The 18417-nt window shown below is 69.5% G+C and carries 17 protein-coding genes; 3 read left to right on the top strand and 14 right to left on the bottom strand.

Translation table 11 applies throughout. The features are described from left to right. Nucleotides 1-31: 31 nt before the first annotated feature. A complete protein-coding gene (locus M2352_RS21005) occupies nucleotides 32-748 on the bottom strand; it encodes an LrgB family protein (protein ID WP_264666485.1) in 717 nt (238 codons plus the stop codon). Next, entirely contained in the window at nucleotides 735-1112 is a 378-nt protein-coding gene (locus M2352_RS21000; RefSeq protein ID WP_264666484.1) for a CidA/LrgA family protein, read from the bottom strand. The genes M2352_RS21005 and M2352_RS21000 overlap by 14 nt, the downstream gene beginning before the upstream one ends. 314 nt (nucleotides 1113-1426) lie before the next feature. Here M2352_RS21000 and M2352_RS20995 point away from each other — a divergent pair, with 314 nt between their 5' ends. Further along, complete coding sequence (locus M2352_RS20995; RefSeq protein WP_264666483.1) at nucleotides 1427-2152, top strand: FadR/GntR family transcriptional regulator; 726 nt, start codon at nucleotides 1427-1429, stop codon at nucleotides 2150-2152. A 49-nt stretch (nucleotides 2153-2201) separates the two neighbouring features. Here M2352_RS20995 and M2352_RS20990 read toward each other — a convergent pair whose 3' ends face one another. From M2352_RS20990 to M2352_RS20940, 11 genes are all read right to left on the bottom strand, one after another. Continuing rightward, the gene (locus M2352_RS20990; RefSeq protein ID WP_264666482.1) at nucleotides 2202-3650 is read right to left on the bottom strand and encodes an NAD-dependent succinate-semialdehyde dehydrogenase; all 1449 of its coding nucleotides are present in this window, start codon (nucleotides 3648-3650) and stop codon (nucleotides 2202-2204) included. A 44-nt stretch (nucleotides 3651-3694) separates the two neighbouring features. Next, nucleotides 3695-4927 carry a dihydrolipoamide acetyltransferase family protein gene (locus M2352_RS20985; protein ID WP_264666481.1) on the bottom strand — a complete coding sequence of 411 codons (1233 nt, stop codon included), beginning with the start codon at nucleotides 4925-4927 and terminating at the stop codon, nucleotides 3695-3697. 3 nt (nucleotides 4928-4930) lie between these two features. Further along, on the bottom strand, nucleotides 4931-5410 hold the full coding sequence (locus tag M2352_RS20980; protein ID WP_264666480.1) for a VOC family protein: 480 nt from the start codon (nucleotides 5408-5410) through the stop codon (nucleotides 4931-4933). A 25-nt stretch (nucleotides 5411-5435) separates the two neighbouring features. Beyond that, nucleotides 5436-7631, bottom strand: coding sequence for an alpha-ketoacid dehydrogenase subunit alpha/beta (locus M2352_RS20975; RefSeq protein WP_264666479.1), 2196 nt, complete (start codon nucleotides 7629-7631; stop codon nucleotides 5436-5438). A 22-nt stretch (nucleotides 7632-7653) separates the two neighbouring features. Continuing rightward, nucleotides 7654-8451, bottom strand: coding sequence for an SDR family NAD(P)-dependent oxidoreductase (locus M2352_RS20970; protein WP_264666478.1), 798 nt, complete (start codon nucleotides 8449-8451; stop codon nucleotides 7654-7656). Between the two features lie 236 nt (nucleotides 8452-8687). Beyond that, a complete protein-coding gene (locus M2352_RS20965) occupies nucleotides 8688-9395 on the bottom strand; it encodes an ABC transporter ATP-binding protein (protein WP_264666477.1) in 708 nt (235 codons plus the stop codon). After that, the gene (locus M2352_RS20960) at nucleotides 9395-10183 is read right to left on the bottom strand and encodes an ABC transporter ATP-binding protein (RefSeq protein WP_264666476.1); all 789 of its coding nucleotides are present in this window, start codon (nucleotides 10181-10183) and stop codon (nucleotides 9395-9397) included. Before M2352_RS20960 ends, M2352_RS20965 begins: the two co-directional genes overlap by 1 nt. 18 nt (nucleotides 10184-10201) lie before the next feature. After that, nucleotides 10202-11476, bottom strand: coding sequence for a branched-chain amino acid ABC transporter permease (locus M2352_RS20955; RefSeq protein WP_264666475.1), 1275 nt, complete (start codon nucleotides 11474-11476; stop codon nucleotides 10202-10204). An 11-nt stretch (nucleotides 11477-11487) separates the two neighbouring features. Beyond that, a complete protein-coding gene (locus M2352_RS20950; RefSeq protein WP_264666474.1) occupies nucleotides 11488-12429 on the bottom strand; it encodes a branched-chain amino acid ABC transporter permease in 942 nt (313 codons plus the stop codon). Between the two features lie 90 nt (nucleotides 12430-12519). After that, nucleotides 12520-13761, bottom strand: a complete 1242-nt coding sequence (locus M2352_RS20945) for a branched-chain amino acid ABC transporter substrate-binding protein (RefSeq protein ID WP_264666473.1) — start codon at nucleotides 13759-13761, stop codon at nucleotides 12520-12522. Between the two features lie 90 nt (nucleotides 13762-13851). Next, a complete protein-coding gene (locus tag M2352_RS20940) occupies nucleotides 13852-14658 on the bottom strand; it encodes a shikimate dehydrogenase family protein (RefSeq protein ID WP_264666472.1) in 807 nt (268 codons plus the stop codon). A 222-nt stretch (nucleotides 14659-14880) separates the two neighbouring features. Here M2352_RS20940 and M2352_RS20935 point away from each other — a divergent pair, with 222 nt between their 5' ends. Further along, nucleotides 14881-15615: an SDR family NAD(P)-dependent oxidoreductase gene (locus M2352_RS20935; protein WP_264666471.1), complete on the top strand. Its 735-nt coding sequence runs from the start codon at nucleotides 14881-14883 to the stop codon at nucleotides 15613-15615. A gap of 99 nt (nucleotides 15616-15714) precedes the next feature. Here the strand turns inward: M2352_RS20935 and M2352_RS20930 are convergent, their stop codons facing one another. Next, entirely contained in the window at nucleotides 15715-16347 is a 633-nt protein-coding gene (locus M2352_RS20930; protein ID WP_264666470.1) for a LysE family translocator, read from the bottom strand. Nucleotides 16348-16602: 255 nt separating this feature from the next. Between M2352_RS20930 and M2352_RS20925 the strand changes: the two genes are divergently transcribed. Then, nucleotides 16603-18300 (top strand): methyl-accepting chemotaxis protein, encoded by a 1698-nt coding sequence (locus M2352_RS20925; protein WP_264666469.1) that lies wholly within the window; start codon nucleotides 16603-16605, stop codon nucleotides 18298-18300. The last annotated feature ends 117 nt before the right edge of the window (nucleotides 18301-18417 follow it).

The following is an 18417-nucleotide window of genomic DNA, read 5'->3' as shown; positions in this document are numbered from 1 at the left end:
CGGTGACTCACACGGGGGGGAAACCAAAGACCTAGATCCGCAGCAGTGTGAGGATCAGCGGCGTCAGCACCGCGGTGGCGATGCCGTTCAGGGCCATGGCCAGCCCGGCGAACACACCGGCCGCCGGGCTGATCTGGAACGCCCGCCCGATGCCGATCCCGTGGGCCGCCAGCCCCAGGGTAAAGCCCATCCCCCGCCCGTCGTCCCCCGGTGCCAGACGGCGCAGGGGGCCGGCCAGCGCCGTTCCCACCAGCCCCGTCGCCATGACGAACACCATGGTCAGGGTGGACAGGCCGCCGATCTTGGCCGACACCTCCATGGCGATGGGCATGGTGGCCGATTTCGGGCTGAGCGACAGCATCATGGTTCCGCTCAGCCCCGTCGCCCACGCCAGCCCCACCACCGACACCACCGCCGTCACGCACCCGGCCAGCAGCGCCACGCCGATGGGCAGCCATGTGCGCGCGATCAGGCGGCGCTGCTCGTACATGGGCACCGCCAGCGCCACCGTCGCCGGCCCCAGCAGGAAGCGCAGCGGTGCGGTTCCCTGGGTGTAGGTCTGGACCGGCACGCCGGTCACCACCAGCATCCCGATCAGCAGGGCCACCGCCAGCGCCACCGGCTGGGTCAGGGCGTGGCCGCCGCTGCGCCGGTGCACCTCCAGCGCCAGCAAAAAGGCGCCGACGGTCGCCGCCATCCACGGCAAGGGAGAGGCCAGCAGCCCCCCCCACGCATCAGCGCCGGTCATCGCCCGCCCCCGCCCGCCGGTCCACGGCGCGCGCCATGACATCGAAGCTCCACAGCGTGACGGCGGCGGTGACCACGGTGCCCAGCACCAGCACGGTCAGCAGCGCCAGCCATTCATCACGCACGCGCTCGGCATCGGCCATCACCCCGACCCCGGCGGGCACGAACATCACCGGCAGATAGCGCAGCAGCCCGTCCGCCATCGTCTTCAGCCCGCCGGGCACCCCGGCCCGCACGGTCAGCAGGGCGAACAGCAGGACGCAGCCGACCACCGCGCCCGGCAGCGGCACGGCCAGGAGCCGCACCGCCACCTCCCCCGCCAACTGGCACCCCAGCAACACGCCGATGGATTGAAGGGCGTTCACCGATCCGCTCCTATCATTTTGTATGGATTGATTGACCATACACAGCGGCGAAATTCTGAGCAATCGCTTTTTGTCTGGTGCGTGCGGCCACCGCCGCCGGGCGTGCATCGCACCGGGCAGCGGGAGCGCACGGGAGGACTCCAAAAAAGCACGCCGCCATGCTCTTTTTCTCCATCGCCGCGAGCGGAGGCCGGCGGCGGTCTTTGCAAGCGCGGGGATATCCGGTATGCTTGTCTGATAATCGGACCTCTGACCGGGCCGGAAACGAACACTCACATAAGACGATGCGGCCCGCGCCGCATCCGGGGACGGGCATGCTTGAGAAGAATGGCGTGATCGAACGGAACGGCAGCCTGCCCGACGAATTGGCGCGGCGCCTGCGCCAGTCCATCGAGGCCGGCGAGCTTCGTCCCGGCGAGCAGTTGCCGACCCAGCACGAGCTGTGCGCCACCTACGGCGTCAGCCGCTCGGTGGTGCGCGAGGCGCTGTCGCTGCTGAAGTCGGAGGGGCTGGTCACCTCCCAGCAGGGGCGCGGCCAGTTCGTCAGCCCGGAGGGCAACCGGGTGTTCCGCCTGCAGCCCAATCTGCAGGATTCCCACGAACTGGATCTGGTGCTGGAATTCCTGATGTCGGTGGAGGTGGTGGCGACGCAGCTTGCCGCCGCCCGCCGCACCGATGCCGAACTGGCCGAGATCCGCGCCGCGCTGGACGCGCTGGCCCAGGCCATAAAGGCGGGTGAGAACGGCGTGAACGAGGACATGCAGTTCCACAGCGCCATCCTCAAGGCCAGCCACAACCCCTATGTCCAGCAGTTCGGCGAGTATCTGGAATCCCAGGTGCGCCGGCTGATCCGCATCGCCCGCACCAACACCGCCCGCCACGCCGGCCTGACCGCCGCCGTCCACAAGGAGCACGAGGCGATCTACAAGGCCATAGCCGAGCGCGACGAGGCCCAGGCGCGCGAGGCCGCGGCCCAGCACCTGACCAACGCCGGGGCGCGGCTGCGGCTCTATCAGGTCAGCCCGTCGGTGGAGCCGTAACGGCCAAAAGGGCCGCCGGAACCGGCGGCCCTTTCCGATTGCGCAGGGATCACAGCCCGGCGATGCAGGCGTATTTGATCTCCATATACTCGTCCAGGCCGTAACGGGAGCCTTCGCGGCCGATACCGGATTCCTTCACCCCGCCGAAGGGGGCGACCTCGTTGGAAATCAGGCCGGTGTTGATGCCGACCATGCCGTATTCCAGCGCCTCCATCACCCGCAGCGCGCGGCCCAGGTCGCGGGTGTAGAGATAGCCGGCCAGCCCGTATTCGGTGTCGTTGGCCAGCCGGATCGCCTCCTCTTCCGTGCGGAAGGGGAACAGGGCCGCCACCGGGCCGAAGGTCTCATCACGGGCGATCACCATGTCCGGGGTCATGCCGGTCAGCACCGTCGGTTCGAAGAAGGTGCCGCCCAGCGCGTGGCGGCGCCCGCCGGCCCGCACCGCCGCCCCCTTGGACACCGCGTCGGCCACGTGGGATTCCACCTTCGCCACCGCGCGTTCATCGATCAGCGGCCCCTGGGTCACCCCCGGTTCGCTGCCGGCCCCCACTTTCAGATCGGCCACCGCGGCGGCCAGCCGGGCGGCGAACGCTTCGTACACCCCATCCTGCACCAGGAAGCGGTTGACGCACACGCAGGTCTGGCCGGCGTTGCGGTATTTGGACGCGATGGCGCCCTGCACCGCCGCGTCGATGTCGGCGTCGTCGAACACGATGAACGGCGCGTTGCCGCCCAGCTCCATGGACACCTTCTTCACCGTGCCGGCGCACTGGGCCATCAGCGTCTTGCCCACCGCGGTCGATCCGGTGAAGCTCAGCTTGCGCACCACCGGGCTGGCGGTCAACGCGCCACCGATGGCGGCGGCACCGCCGGTCACCACGTTGAACACGCCGGGCGGCACGCCGGCCCGTTCGGCCAGCACCGCCAGCGCCAACGCCGACAGCGGCGTCTGGGCCGCCGGTTTCAGCACCATGGTGCAGCCGGCGGCCAGCGCCGGCCCGGCCTTGCGCGTGATCATGGCGGCGGGGAAGTTCCACGGCGTAATCGCAGCGGTCACCCCGATGGGCTGGCGGATCGCCAGCAGCCGCGCGTCGGCGCGGGGCGAGGGGATGACGTCGCCATAGGCGCGCTTGGCCTCTTCCGCGAACCATTCGATGAAGGACGCGGCGTAAGCGATCTCGCCGCGGGCCTCGGCCAGGGGCTTGCCCTGTTCGGCGGTCATCAGCACCGCCAGATCCTCCTGATTCTGCACGATCAGGTCGAACCAGCGGCGCAGGACGGCGGCGCGTTCCTTGGCGGTGGTGCGCTTCCAGCGGTCGAACGCGCGGGCCGCGGCGTCGATGGCGCGGCGGGTCTCGGCGGCCCCGGCGTCGGGAACGGTGGCGAGGGTGGAGCCGTCGGCGGGGTTGGTGACGGCGATGGTGCCGCCGGCATCGGCGTCCACCCATTGGCCGTCGATGAAGCACTGCCGGCGCAGCAGGCCGGGGTCGGTCAGCATGACGAATGTCTCCGGGAACATGAGGGAACGGGGAGCGCGCAGCGTCACAGCATCAGCCGCAGCGGCTCCTCCACGATGGTCTTGAGGGCGGCGAGGAAGCGGGCGCCGACGGCACCGTCCACCGAACGGTGATCGACCGACAGGGTGACGGTCATGATGGTGCGGATCTCCACCGCGTCGCCGTGGACCACGGGTTTGCGCTCCGCCGCCCCCACCGCCAGGATGCAGCTTTGCGGCGGGTTGATGATGGCGGCGAACCGCCCCACCCCGTACATGCCCAGATTGGAGATGGTGAAGCCGCCGCCCTGGTATTCCTCGGGCTTCAGGGAACCGGCGCGGGCGCGGGCCGCCAGATCCTTCACGTCGCGGGAAATGCCGGCGAGGCCCTTGGCATCGGCGTGGCGCACCACCGGCGTGATGAGGCCGCCGTCGGTCGCCACGGCCACGCAGACATCCACATCCTCCAGCCGCAGCACCGCGTCGTCGGTCCAGACGGCGTTCGCATCCGGCACCTGGCGCAGGGCCAGGGCGGCGGCCTTGACGATGAAGTCGTTGACCGACAGCTTGCCCTCGCCCGCCAGCCGCTCGTTGAGCGTGGCGCGCAGGGCCAGCAGCGCGTCAAGCTCCAGATCCGACGACAGGTAGAAATGGGGGATGGTGCGCTTGGACTCCGACAGCCGCCGGGCGATGGCCCGCCGCATGGCGGTGTGCGGAATGCGCGCGTGCGGCCCGCCATACGCCGGGGTGGCCGGGGCCGGCGGCGGCGCCTCGGGAGCCACTGGAACCGGCGCGGGGGCCGCCGCAACCGGGGCGGCAACGGGAAGCGGGGCGGGAATGGACGCGGGACGGGCCGCCTCCACGTCGCGCCGCACGATGCGGCCACGGGGGCCGCTGCCGGTCAGCCCCTCCAGCGCCACGCCCGTGTCCCGCGCGACGCGCCGGGCAAGTGGCGAGGCGAAGATCCGCACGCTCTCGTTCGCGGGTGGGGGAAGAGCCACCACGGGGGCCGGGGCCGGCGTTTCGGCGGGCAGCGTCTCGCCCGGCGCCAGCAGCAGGGCGATGGCGGCGTTCACCGCCACCGTGGTGCCGGCGGGGGCCAGGATGCGGCCCAGAACGCCGTCGGCCTCGGCCTCCAGCTCCAGGGTGGCCTTGTCGGTTTCCACCTCGGCGATGGCTTCGCCCCTGGCGATGCTGTCGCCTTCGGCCTTCAGCCAGCGGGCCACCGCCGCCTCGGTCATGCCGGCGGACAGCACCGGCATCGGAATGCTGATGGCCATGGCTCAGCGCCCCCCGCCCGCCAGATCGGGGCGGTAGGCGGCGACGTCGGCGTACTGCACGAATTCCAGGATGTTGCCCTCGGGGTCGCGGGCGAACACCAGATAGGTGCCGGGGCGCACCTCGTGCATGGCGGGGCCGGTCATGGGATCCACGCCGCGGGCCAGCAGCCGGTCGAGCACGCTTTGCAGGTCATGGACGATGAAGGTCAGATAGGCGGCGTTGCGCTCGTCCAGAATGCGCGCGGCAGGCGCGCGCACCGCCGCCGGGGTGGCCGGCTGCAGCAGCTTGATGCGCTCGCCATAGGGCGACTGCAGCCGCGTCACGCGGTAGCCGGCATCGCACAGCGCGGTGCCCGCCGCCTTGTCCGGCGGGACCGTGATGACGTTGACCTGGGTGAAGCCCAGCACCTCCACGTAAAAGGCGGCGAGGGTGTCGAGATCGGTGCAGCACAGACCGACCTCCATGGGGGCGACCATCTTCATCGGTGCGTTCCTTATCCCTATTGGTTTATTCGGCGGCCAGGGCCAGCGGCAGGCCCTGATCGGCCATCACGCGGCGCAGGCCGTCCTCGATCTCCCGCGGGCCGGCGGCGGCGGCGGCTTCCAGCACCTTGGACACGCTGGGCGATGCCTCGGCACCGTGAACCCGCTGCACCGGCTGGTCCAGCCAATCGAAGAAGCGGCGCTGAATCTCATCGGCCAGCATCCCGCCGTACGAGGTGCCGATGGACCCCTGCTCCACGATCAGCACATTGCCGGTCTTGCGGATCGACGCGCCGATGGTGTCCCAGTCCAGCCCGGCGCGGTCCAGGCTGCGCAGGTCGATCACCTCGGCATCCACGCCCAGCCGGCCGGCGGCGGCCACCGTCGGCGCGACCATGGCGGAATAGGTGAGCACGGTGGCGGCCGTCCCCGCCCGCACCACCCGCGCCTTGCCGAACGGGATGCAGTAGTCGAGATCGTCCACCGGGGCCAGGCCCTTGGAGGCATAAAGATCAACGTGCTCCAGCACCAGCACCGGATCCTTGCAGCGCAGCGCGCTGTTCATCAGCCCGACGTAATCGAACGGCGTGGAGGGGGCGACGATGCGCCAGCCGACCGAGGTGGCGAAGATCCCGGCCGGGTCCATGGAATGCTGGGAACCGTAGCCGGTGCCCATGGCGATCTTGGTGCGCAGCACCAGCGGCATGATCCCCTCGCCGCCGAACATGTGGCGGGCCTTGGCGATCTGGTTGAACACCTGATCGGCAGCCACCCACATGAAATCGGGGTACATGAATTCCACCACCGGGATGTACCGCCCGTCCATCGCCATGCCGCCGGCCAGACCGGCAAAGGCGTTCTCGCTGATGGGCGTGCCCAGCACCCGGCCGGGGAAGGCGGCGGCCAGACCGCGGGTGGCGCCGTTGGTGCCGCCCTTCAGCCGGTGGATGTCCTCGCCCAGCACGACGACGCGGTCGTCGGTTTCCATGCGCCGGTGCATGACGTCGGCCACGGTGTCGATGAAGGGACGCTCGGCCAGCGTGCCGGTGAAGCTGTCCTGCTCCGCCGTGCGCACGCCGGCCATTTCCGACAGGTCGCCGCGAATGCCGTAATCGCGGAAATCGGGCGACGGCCACAGCTCGGGGCGGATGCGCGGGGCCGGGCCGCTGGTGTCCAGCAGGGCCGCCGCCGCCTCGTCCATCGCCGCCACGCAGCGGGCGCGCAAGCCCGCCACGTCGTCGTGGGTCAGCAGGCCGCGGCTGGTCATCTCGCGCGCCACGCGGTCCAGGGGGTCGCGGGCGCGCCACGCCTTTTCCTCGTCCTTGGTGCGGTAGCCGAAGGCGCTGCCGGGCAGCGGGCCGTTCTGGTGGAAATAGCGGTAGACGTCGGCCTCGATGATGGTGGGGCCGCCGCCGGTGCGCATGACCGCCAGCGCCTCTTCCATGGCCAGATAGACCGCCAGCGGGTCCATGCCGTCCACCTTCCACGATGGAATGCCGAAGGCAAGCCCGCGGGCCGACAGCCGCGGCTCGGCGGTGGATTCCTCCACCGTGGTGGCGACGGCGTAGCGGTTGTTCTCGATGAAGAAGCACAGGGGCAGGCGCCACGCCGCCGCCAGATTCATGGTTTCCAGCACCGAGCCGATGTTGACCGCCCCGTCGCCGAAATAGGTCACCGCCACGTCGCCGGTCTCGGCCCGGCGGTGCGCCCACGCGGCCCCGGCGGCCAGCGGCACGCCGCCGCCGACGATGGCGTTGGTGCCCAGCGCCCCCGCCTCTTCCCAGCGCAGATGCATGGAGCCGCCGCGGCCCTTGCAGAAGCCTTCGGCCAGACCCAGGATCTCGGCCAGCGTCTTGCGCAACAGCCCCTTCACATCCGCCGAGAGATCGGCGCGGGGATCGGGGTGCTGCGGGCCGATGTACCCCAGCGCCTTGGCGAGAAACTGGTGGTGGCCGCGGTGGGAACCGTTGATCTGGTCCGACGCGCGCAGCGGCAGGATCGAGCCGGCGGCCCCGCCCTCCTGCCCGACCGAGGAATGGGCGGGGCCGTGGACCAGCCCGCGGCCCGCCAGTTCCAGAACCTTTTCTTCAAACGCGCGGATCAGGTGCTGGTGGACCAGCAGCGTGCCCAACAGGGCGGGATCGGCGGCGTCCCAGTCGGCGGCGGTGGAGCGCAGTTCGCGCCAGGGGGCGGACGGGGACAGGGTGTCCTGAACAGTCATGACGATCTCCGGGGGGCGAACGTTACAGATAGCCGTTGGCGGTCCAGCCGCCGTCCAGCCCGACCACCTGGCCGTTGATGAAGGACGCGGCGCCGGACGCGAGGAAATGGGTCAGCTCCGCCACCTCCTCCACCGTGCCGAAGCGGCGGGCGGGGGTGCGGGCGATCAGCGCGTCGGCATCGACCCGGCCCTGCTCGATCAGGTCTTCCAGCAGCGCGGTGCGCACATAGCCGGGGGCCACGGCATTGACGCGCAGCCCCAGCGGCGCCCATTCCACCGCCAGCACGCGGGTCAGCATGTCCACCGCACTCTTGGTGGCGCAGTAGCCGGCGCGGTTGGGGGCGGCCACCGTGCCGTACATGGAGCCGATGTTGACGATGGTGCCGCGCCCGCGCGCCGCCATGCGCCGCCCGCAGCTTTGCGCGCAGATGAAGACGCCGGTCAGGTTGACGTCCACCGCCCGGCGCCATTCGTCCAGGCCCAGTTCCAGCGTCGGCTTGTTGCACGCGATGCCGGCGTTGTTGACCAGCACGCCGATGGGACCGAGGGTGGCTTCGGCCTGCTCCACCGCCGCATCCACCGCCCGCTCGTCGGTGACCGACGCGGCAAGCCCCAGCGTCTTCACGCCCAGTGCGGCAAGGTCCATGGCCGCCATGGCCGCGGCGTCGCCGTCACGGTCCAGCAGGGCGACGGCGGCCCCGCCCTGGGCGAAGCGCCGGGCGATGGCCAGCCCGATGCCGGCCCCCGCCCCCGTCACCAGCACCACGGGGGGAGAGGTGCTGCCGATTTCCCCACTCCTGCTTGCCAGAGTATCCGTCATAATTGGCACGTCTCCGAAGTCTTATGGTCATATTGTCTGACAAGTGGTGGCGCGCATGGGCTTCTTCCTCTTTCCCCGTCATCCCAGCGAAGGCTGGGATCCAGAAGGTGTTTCCCTGCCGGCACCTTCGGGACTCATGTCGCCGCTGCCGCGGCTCTCGCCTGGATTCCCGCCTTCGCGGGAATGACGATGAGAAAGATGGTTTCGTTGCACCAGCCCGGCGCGGCACCGACGCTTCAGGCGACCTCCAGCCATTCGCGGCGGATGTCGCCGCGGGCCTGGATGTCCTGGGGGCTGCCGTCGAACTGGATGGCGCCGTGGCCCATGACCAGCACCCGCTGGGCGACCTTCAGCGCCATGCTCATCTTCTGTTCCACCAGCAGCACGCCGACGCCGCGGCGGTGGATGTCGCGCACCACGTCGGTCACCACGTCCACGATCTTGGGCGCCAGCCCCTCGGTGGGCTCGTCCACCAGCAGCACCAGCGGGTTGCCCAGAAGCGAGCGGCAGATGGTCAGCATCTGCTGTTCGCCGCCCGACATGGTGCCGGCCTTCTGGTTGCGGCGTTCGCGCAGGCGGGGGAAATAGGCGTACATGTCGTCCACGCTCCAGCGCGGGGCGCCATCGACGCCGGACAGCATGCCCATGTGCAGGTTCTCCTCCACCGTCAGGTTGGGGAAGACCAGCCGCTCTTCGGGCACATAGCCCAGCCCCTGGCGGGCGACGGCATGGGCGCTGCGTCCGGCCAGTTCCTTATCCTTCAGGCGCACCGAGCCGGCGGTGGGTTCCAGCCAGCCCATCATCGCCTTCAGCGTGGTGGAACGGCCCGAGCCGTTGCGGCCCAACAGCGCCACGATGTCCGCCTCGGCCATGGTGAAGCTGACGCCGTGGAGGATGTGGCTCTTGCCGTAATGGGCGTGCAGATTGTCAACGCTGAGCAGCATCAGGCCGCCTCCCCCGCCAGTTCCTCGCCCAGATAGGCTTCCTGCACCGCGCGGTTGGCGCGGATCTCGTCCGGGGTGCCGGTGGCGAGGATGGCGCCGTACACCAGCACCGAAATCCGGTCGCACAGGCTGAACACCACGCTCATGTCGTGCTCCACCATCAGCAGGGTCTTGCCCTGGGTCACGTCGCGGATCAGCTCGACCATGTACGCGGTTTCCTCCCGCGACATGCCGGCGGTGGGTTCGTCCAGCAGGATCACCTCCGGCCCCGTCGCCAGCGTCATGCCGATCTCCAGCGCCCGCTGTTCGGAATAGGTCAGGTCGGCGGCGGGGGTGTCGGCGCGCTTGCTCAACCGCACCAGATCCAGCAGATGGCGCGCCTCCTCGTTCAGGCGGCGGTTGGACGCCACGGGGCTGAACAGGCCGAAGCGCACGCCCTGGCGGGCCATCACGCCGATGCGCAAATTCTCGAACGTGCTCATCCGCCCGAAAATGTTGGTGATCTGGAACGAGCGGGCGAGGCCCAGGCGGTTGATGCGTTCCGGCGCCAGCCCCTGGATCGGGCGGCCGTTCAGCATGATCCGCCCGCTGGTGGGCGGAAACGCCCCGGAGATCAGGTTGAACAGCGTGGATTTGCCGGCACCGTTGGGGCCGAGGATGGCATGGCGCTCGCCGCGGCGCACCGCCAGATTGACGCCGCGCATGATCTGCAGCCCGCCGAAATGCTTCTGCACATCGTCCAGCACCAGCACGTCGGCGGCGGGGGTGTCATGGGAATGGTCGGTCATGGTTGCGGCCTTTCCGGGTCAGGCGGCGCCGTGGGCGGGCTGGGATGCGGCGGTGTCCGCCTCATCCTCCCCGCCGTGCCACAGCCGGGCGATGGGGGCGCGCACGCGGCGCAGGATGACGATGCCCAGCGCGAACACGGCCAGCGGCGCCAGCCATGTGGCGGGGTTGTGCGGCGCCCAGGTCAGCCCGAACAGCGCCACGTCGCCCCACCGCCCCTGCGCCGCCGCGGCGCGGTAGGTCTGGGAGAACACATGCTCGGCCATCTGCACCACGAACACGGTGCCGGCGGCGGCCAGCAGCCCGCCGATGGCCGCCACCGCGTACGGACCCGCCAGACGGCCCCAGGGCAGGCGGTGGCGGGCGGCGATGTGGGCCTGCACCACCCCGGCGATGCCGGTGGGGGCGTAGAGCATGATCAGGGTGAAGATGATGCCCTGGTACAGCAGCCACGCCCGCGTCATCTCCGACGCCAGGAACGAGAACAGCGTCAGCACCGTGGCGCCGATCACCGGGCCGAAGAACAGCCCCGACCCGCCGACGAACACATGCAGCACCACCTGCGCCGACACATGGGACGAGAAGATGTTGTAGTTCGCGGTTTCGCTGGACAGGGCCAGCAGCCCGCCGGCGATGCCGGTCATCATGGCCGACACCCCGAACACCAGCGTCTTGGCGGCGTGGGCGTCGAAGCCCATGAAGCGCACCCGCTGCTCGTTGTCGCGCAGCGCCAGCGTCAGCCGCCCGAACGGCGTGCGGGTGTAGGCGTAGAGGAGCGCCACGCACACCACGGTCCAGCCCAGCGCCACGTAATAGACCTGCAGGCTCGACCCGAAATCCAGCCCCATGGACGGCATGCGCATGGACGACAGCCCGGATTCCCCGCCGAACACCCCTTCCCAATGGGGGGCCAGCGCGTGGGGCAGTTCCGCCAGCGCCAAGGTCACCAGGGCGAAATAGACGCCGGTGCGCAGGGTGGCGAAATACCCCGCCCCCAGCCCGGCCACCAGACCGGCCAGGCCCCCGGCCAGCGGCAGCAGGGCGGTTGGGAACGGCAGCCCCCCCTCCACCGCCCGCATCAGATGCAGCACGGCAAAGGCGCCGATGCCGTAATAGGCGGCGTGGCCGAACGACAGCATCCCCCCCTGCCCCATCAGCAGGTTGAAGGCGGTGGCGAACAAGGCGGCAATCAGCACGTTGGTCAGCGCGTTCTGCCACCCCAGCCCGAGGAAGGGGGGAACGGCCACCAGCAGCACCGCGGCCAGCAGCCCGAGAAACAGTTTCTTGCCAGACATGTCGCGGCCCCTCAGTTCTTCGCACCCATCAGCCCCGCCGGACGGACCAGCAGGATGATGAGCATCAGCATGAACGGCACGGCCCCCGACACCGACGACAGCGTCATGGACAGCGGCCCGCCCACCGATTGCGCCCAGTCCCCCAGCCCCAGCGGCGCCAGCAGCCGGGCGATGGACCAGTCGAGCCCGATGGCGAAGGAGGTGAAGACGCCGATCAGCAGCGACGCCACCAGCGACCCCGCCAGCGACCCCAGCCCGCCGACCACCACCACCACGAACACGATGACGCCCAGGTCGATGGCCATGTTGGGGTTGGTGGGGAAGAAGGCCCCGGCCACCGCCCCGCCCAGCCCGGCCAGCGCCGCCCCGGCCCCGAACACGCCCATGAAGATCATCGGCACGTTGTGGCCCAACGCCTCCGCCATCTTGGGCAGACGCTCGGCCCCGCGCACCACGATGCCGATGCGCGTGCGGGTCAGCACCAGCAGCAAGGCGGCGAACATCACCAGCGCCACCATGCCGATGAACAGGCGGTAGAAGGGATACTGGGCGCCGAACACGGTGAAGGCCGAGAAGTTCAGCCCCGCGGGCATCTGATAGTTCACCGGGAAATCGCCGTAGAACAGCTTGACCAGCTCTTCGCAGATCAGCGCGATGCCGAAGGTGAGAAGCAGTTCATGGGCATGGCCGTGGCGGTGAACCCGGCGCAGCATGTAACGCTCGATCAGCATGCCGACCGCACCCACCAGCAGCGGGGCCACCAGCAGCCCGACCCAGAAATTGAACAGGCCCGACAGCGTGTAGGCGAAATAGGCCCCCAGCATGTAGAAGGAGGCGTGGGCGAAATTCAGCACGCCCATCATGCCGAAGATCAGCGTCAGGCCGGCGGACACCATGAACAGCAGCATGCCGTAGATGGCGCCGTTGAGCAGCGAGGTGATGAGGAATTCCACGGGGGCGGTCTCCCGGTTGCGGAGGCCAGATGGCGCGCCCCCTCCCCCGCCCGGTCAAACGGGGGCAAGGGAGGGAGGGCGCAGACGGCATCAGTTGGGACGGGTCATCTTGCAGGACGCCTGCACCGGATAGATGGTCTGGTCGGAGGGCAGCACCTTCACCGGGCGGAAGCCCAGGTTCGTGCCGTCCACCGGGTACTTGACCCCGGCCTCCACCCGCGACACCACCACCGGCAGATAGGCCTGATGGTCCTCCTTGCGGATGGACTGCACGCCGGTGTCGGTGGTCAGCGTCACGTTCTCAAGCGCCAGGGCGAGCTTGTCCACGTCGATGGCACCGCCCTTGAAGTCCACCGCCTTCAGCGCCTCCGCCAGCATCTTCACGCCGTTGATGGTGTTGGGCTCCACATAGGCGGGGTAATGGCCGGTGACCTTCTTGTAATCCTCGGCCATCACGCCGTCGGTGGCTTCGGCGTTGTAGGTGTGGGCGACGTAATGGCCCAGCGCCACGTCACCGGCGTTGCCGATGTTGCCCGGCTGGTCGAGGAAGGCGGTGGCGAAGCGCGCCTTCAGCCCCGACGCCCCCGCCGCCTTCATCAGCAGCAGAAGATCGTTGGACCAGTTGCCGGTGATCACCGTGTCGGCCTTGGCCGCCTGGATCTTGGCGACGAAGGGGGCGAAGTCCTGGATGCGGTTGACCTCGTGCAGGACGGTTTCCACCACCTCGTAGCGGCCGGCGGCGGCGTTGCCCTTGATGGCCGCTTCCATGTCCTGGCCCCAGGAATAGTTCTGGTTGATGGAATAGACGCGGCCCCCCAGCGTGCCCGCCTCCTTCATCACCCGCACCAGGGCGCCGACGCGCATGGGTGCGGTGGTGGTGAAGCGGAAGGCGTGGAAGTGGCACTTCTCGCCCGTCAGCTCCATCGCCTCGGCGCCGACGTTGAGATACAGCACCTCCTTGCCCTTGTTGCGCAGGTTGTGCTTGCGCACGTCCTCCGACAATTGGCCGGCGATGGCCGAGGACGAGCCCTGGATGACGATGTGCACGCCGTCGGCCAGCGCCTGCTTGAACTTGGCCGAGGCGCCGGCGGTGTTGCCGCCGTTGTCGTATTCGGTGACGACGATCTTGTCGCCGTTGAAGCCGCCCGCGGCGTTCAGCTTGTCGATGACGTAGCTGGCGCCCAGCACGTTGGGCCGCCCGGTGGAGGTCTGGCCGCCCGACAGGCTTTCGATGATGGCGATGCGCAGGGCCTCGGCCTTGGCGCCGGCCAGGGGGGCGGCAGCCATGGGGACCGTCAGCGCGATGGCAGCGGCGGCATGAGCGAACTTCATAGACGGCTTCCTCCGTGTCGCAATGTCTTGCGTTTTTGTCGGCCCCCGCCGGTCACCCGGCGGGGGCGGGTTTGAACAAGGGGATCAGGATCAGGCGGCGGGGCCGGTCAGGAACCCGGCCAGCAGGTCCAACTGCGCTTCCAGCATGTGGCGCCCCTCGTGGGTGCGGCAGCCGCGGGCGGCGGCGGCATCGAGAAAGGCGGTGCGCGCGGGGTTCATGATGACCTCCGCCGCCACGGCACCCGCTTCCAGCCGGTCCACGTCCACCGGCAGGGGATCGCCCGCCGCCATGCCCAGCGAGGTGCCGTTCACCACCAGCGAGAAACCGGCGGGGTCCGCCGGACCGGCGGCGACGGTCACGCCGGGGTAAGCCGCGGCGATGCGGGCGGCCAACGCGTCCGCCTTCGCCGCCGTGCGGTTGGCGATGGTCAGGCGGGCCACCCCGGCTTGCGCCAGGGCGAAGGCCGCCGCCGACGCCGCCCCGCCGGCCCCGGCCAGCAGCGCGTGGTGCCCCGCCGGGTCGATGCCCGCGCGGCGCAGGCCCTGGACCAGCCCCAGCCCGTCGAACATGGCGCCCAGCAGGCGGCCGTCGGCGGTGCGGCGGATGGCGTTGACGGCACCGATGGCCGCGGCCTCGGGCGTCAGCTCATCGCACAGGGAGGCCGCCCGCTCCTTGTGCGGCACGGTGACCACGGCGCCGGCCAGATTGCGCACGGTGCGCAGGCCCGCCAGCCAGACCGCCAGATGTTCCGGGGGCACGTGCATCGGCACCATCACCGCGTCCACGCCGCGGTCGGTGAAAAGGCGATTCAACGCCTGGGGCGTGCGCACATGCTTGATAGGGTCGGCCACGATCGCAAGCAGGCGCGTCGTACCGCTGATGTCCAACACCGCCATGGCGATGCTCCTCCCAAATGTGGTGCCCCGTTCCCGGCGTCGGGAGAGCGGCGGCGGCCGTTGCTCGGCTTTGTTGGCAGGAATCCTAGCAGGTGATATGCTTGTCAGACAAGCAGACTCTTGCGGCCCAAAGGCAATTTTCCGCCCCACGGCGCCAAAGAGGTAAAAACCCTAGGAAAAACAGCCGATTACAGTTCGGCGAACAGGTGAAGGAACACCCAAATGCATGCATTGTCCAGCCGCGTGACCGTCATCACCGGGGCGAACGGCGAGATTCCCCGCGCCATCGCGGCGCTGTTCGCGCAGGCCGGCGCCCGGCTGCTGCTGACCGACATCGACATGGAACCGCTGGCCGCCTTTGCCGACACCCTGACCGGCGCCGACGTCGCCGTGTGCGGCCAGGACGTCACCGACCCCACCGCGGCGGAACGGGTGGCGGATCTGGCGCGGGAACGGTTCGGGGGGGTGGATTGCGTCATCACCGGCGCCGGCCTCTACCAGCACCTGGACGTGCGCTCCATGACGGCGGAACAATGGCGCCGCTCGCTGGCGGTCAATCTCGACGGGGTGTTCTGGACGATCCGCGCGCTCATCCCCCTGCTGGCCGAGGGCAGCGCCATCGTCAACATCACCTCGGTCGCCGGGCACCGGGGCAGCATCGACCACACCCCTTACGCCTCGGCCAAGGGCGGGGTGCTGACGCTCACCCGCAGCCTGGCCCAGGAACTGGCCCCGCGCACCCGTGTCAACGCGGTGTCGCCGGGGCTGATCGACACGAAGATGATGCAGGCGCTGGACGGCACCCGCAAGGCGCGGATGATCGAGGGCACGCCCCTGAAACGCCTGGGCACCGCGGCGGAGGTGGCGGAGGTCGTGGCCTTCCTCTGCGGCCCCGGTGCGGCCTATGTCACCGGGGAGACCATCCACGTCAATGGGGGGCTTTATATGGCGGGATGAGAGCGGGGTTGCCGCCCCGGCCCCGCTTGGAGGCTGGCGCCTCCAAACCTCCCCCTTTGTTTATCGATAAAAACAAAGGGGGTTTGGGCGGTAGCCCAATCAGATCCGCTTGGCCAGCGCCAGCAACCCGCCGGCCCCGATCATCAGCCCGCCGCTCAGGCGGTTCAGGCTGCGGACGGCGGTGGTGCTGGACAGGCGCGCGGCCAGGGTGTGGCCCCCGGCGGCGTAGGTCAGAATCCACCCGAACTCGATGGCCGCCATCAGCGCCACCAGGGTGACGAACTGCGGCAGCAGCGGCTGCGCCGGCTCGATGAACTGCGGGAACAGCGCCGCCATGAACACCAGCGCCTTGGGGTTGCTGAAGGTGACCAGCAGGCCGCGCACGAACAGCCGGCCCGCCGACCCCTCCCCGCTCACCGGCGGGGCATCGCCGGGGGTGACCGGGGCGGCGGGTGCGCGCCACGTCTGCCAGCCCAGCCACGTCAGATAGGCGACACCCGCCCATTTCAGCGTCAGGAATGCCGGTTCCGACGCCGCCAGCAGCGCGCCCAGGCCCAGCACCGACAGGCTGGCCAGCACCACCAGCCCGGACACCATGCCGATGCCGCCCCACGCGGCCCGGCCCACGCCGAACCGCAGGCCAAGGCTCATGGCCAGCAGCATGTTCGGCCCCGGTGTCGCCGAGATGAAGAAGAAGGTGACCAGGAACAGGCCCAGCGTGTTCCAACTCATGGGGAATGACCTCCGGCAAGGGGGCATCAGGGAACCACGCCCGGCCCGGCGAGACAAGTACCGGGCGCGCAGGGCAGCCCCTCCACCCACCCGGTAACCGTTTATCACGCTGTAACTTTTTCCTCTTACGGTGATCCGGCGCCGGACGGATTGCGTAGTTAGCCGCGGCCGTACCGGTGCGGATCTTTCCGGTGTAGCCTTCCGGCCGACGGGGACATCCATCACCGCCGGTCCCGCATGGGGGAGGAACAGAGCGTGTTCGCAAATGCAAAGATCAGCACCCGGCTCGTGGTCAGCTTTGCCGGCATCCTTCTTTTGATGGCGACCCTGACGGGCATCGGCATCGTCAAGGTCAACATCATTGATTACGACCTGACGCTGATCAACGACGTGAACAGCGTCAAGCAACGCTACGCCATCAACTTCCGCGGCAGCGTGCACGACCGTGCCATCAGCCTGCGCGACGTGACCCTGCTGCCCGACACCGCCCAGGTGGCGGCGGAGGTGGCGGCCATCGACAAGCTGGCCGCCGATTACGCCAGGGCCGCCGACCTGCTCGACCGCATGTTCGCCGCCCGCACCGACATTTCCGCGCGCGAACGCCAGATCCTCACCAGCATCAAGGAGACGGAGGGCAAGACCCTCCCCCTCATCAAGCGGGTGATCGAGGCGCGCCGGTCGGGCGATTCGGCCCAGGCGTCGAAGATCCTGGTGGAACAGGCCCGCCCGCTGTTTGTGGAATGGCTGGCCCGCATCAACCAGTTCATCGACCTCCAGGAAAACGACAACAACATCATCGCCAAGGAGGCGCGCGCCCTGGCGTCGGATTTCCAGATGCTGATGATCGGCCTGTGCGCCGTCACCATCGTTCTGGGCGTGGCGCTGGCGGCATGGTCCATCGCCACCGTCCGGCCCCTGCGCCGGCTGACCGACACCACCTTGCGGCTGGCGAACGGCGACCTCTCGGTGGACGTGCCCACCGCCACCAGCCACGACGAGGTGAGCGAGATCATCCGCGCCGTCGCCGTGTTCAAGGACAACATGGTCCGCGCCCGCCGGATGGAACAGGAAAACCAGGAAGCCGAACGCCGGGCGGAAGCGGAGAAGCGCCGCGTCATGGACGATCTCGCATCCCAGTTCGAACGCAGCGTCGGGTCCATCGTCACCCTGGTGGCCAACGCCGCCGAGGATCTGGAAGGAGCCGCCCGCACCCTGAACGGCGCCATCGACAAGACCACCGCCGAGGCCAGCACCGTCGCCGCCGCCGCCACCCAGGCCACCACCAACGTCGAGACCGTGGCCGCCGCCTGCACCGAACTGGCCGCCACCGTGCGCGAGGTGGGTCAGCAGGTGCGCCGGTCGTCCGACGTGGCCAATCAGGCGGTCCAGACCGCCGAAAACACCCAGCAGACCGCCGAGGGGCTGGTGTCGGCCACCCAGAAGATCGACGAGGTGGTGCAGCTCATCAACTCCATCGCCCAGCAGACCAATCTTCTGGCGCTCAACGCCACCATCGAGGCGGCCCGCGCGGGCGAGGCCGGCAAGGGCTTCGCCGTCGTGGCGTCGGAGGTCAAGAACCTCGCCAACCAGACCGCCAAGGCCACCGAGGACATCACCCAGCAGATCGCCGACGTGCAGGACGTCACCCACCGCACGGTGGATTCCATCCGCGGCATCGTGCAGGTGATCGGCGAAAGCAGCCAGATCGCCGCCGTCATCGCCGATTCCGTGGAGCAGCAGGACGCGGCGACCCAGGAAATCGCCCGCAACGTCCAACAGGCGTCCGCCGGCACCGCCGAGGTGTCTTCGGCCATCGCCAAGGTCAGCGGGGCGGCATCGGACGGCGGCACCGCGGCCTCGCGCGTGCTGGGCAGCGCCCAGGCCCTGTCGCGTTCCGCCGCCACCTTGCGCTCGGAGGTGTCCGCGTTCCTGGTGAAAGTCCGGGCCGCGTAACGGCACGTCTCCCCCCGCGCTCCCCCCATGCTCGGCCCCTGAAGGCACCCCCTTCAGGGGCTTTTCCTTTGTCCCGGCCGGGCGGGGACGGGGCGCGGGAAAACAGCTTTTGGTCGA

The organism is Azospirillum fermentarium, assembly GCF_025961205.1.
Taxonomy (GTDB): domain Bacteria; phylum Pseudomonadota; class Alphaproteobacteria; order Azospirillales; family Azospirillaceae; genus Azospirillum; species Azospirillum fermentarium.
Note: the sequence above shows the minus strand (reverse complement) of the source record. Positions and strands in the feature narration are given on the sequence as shown.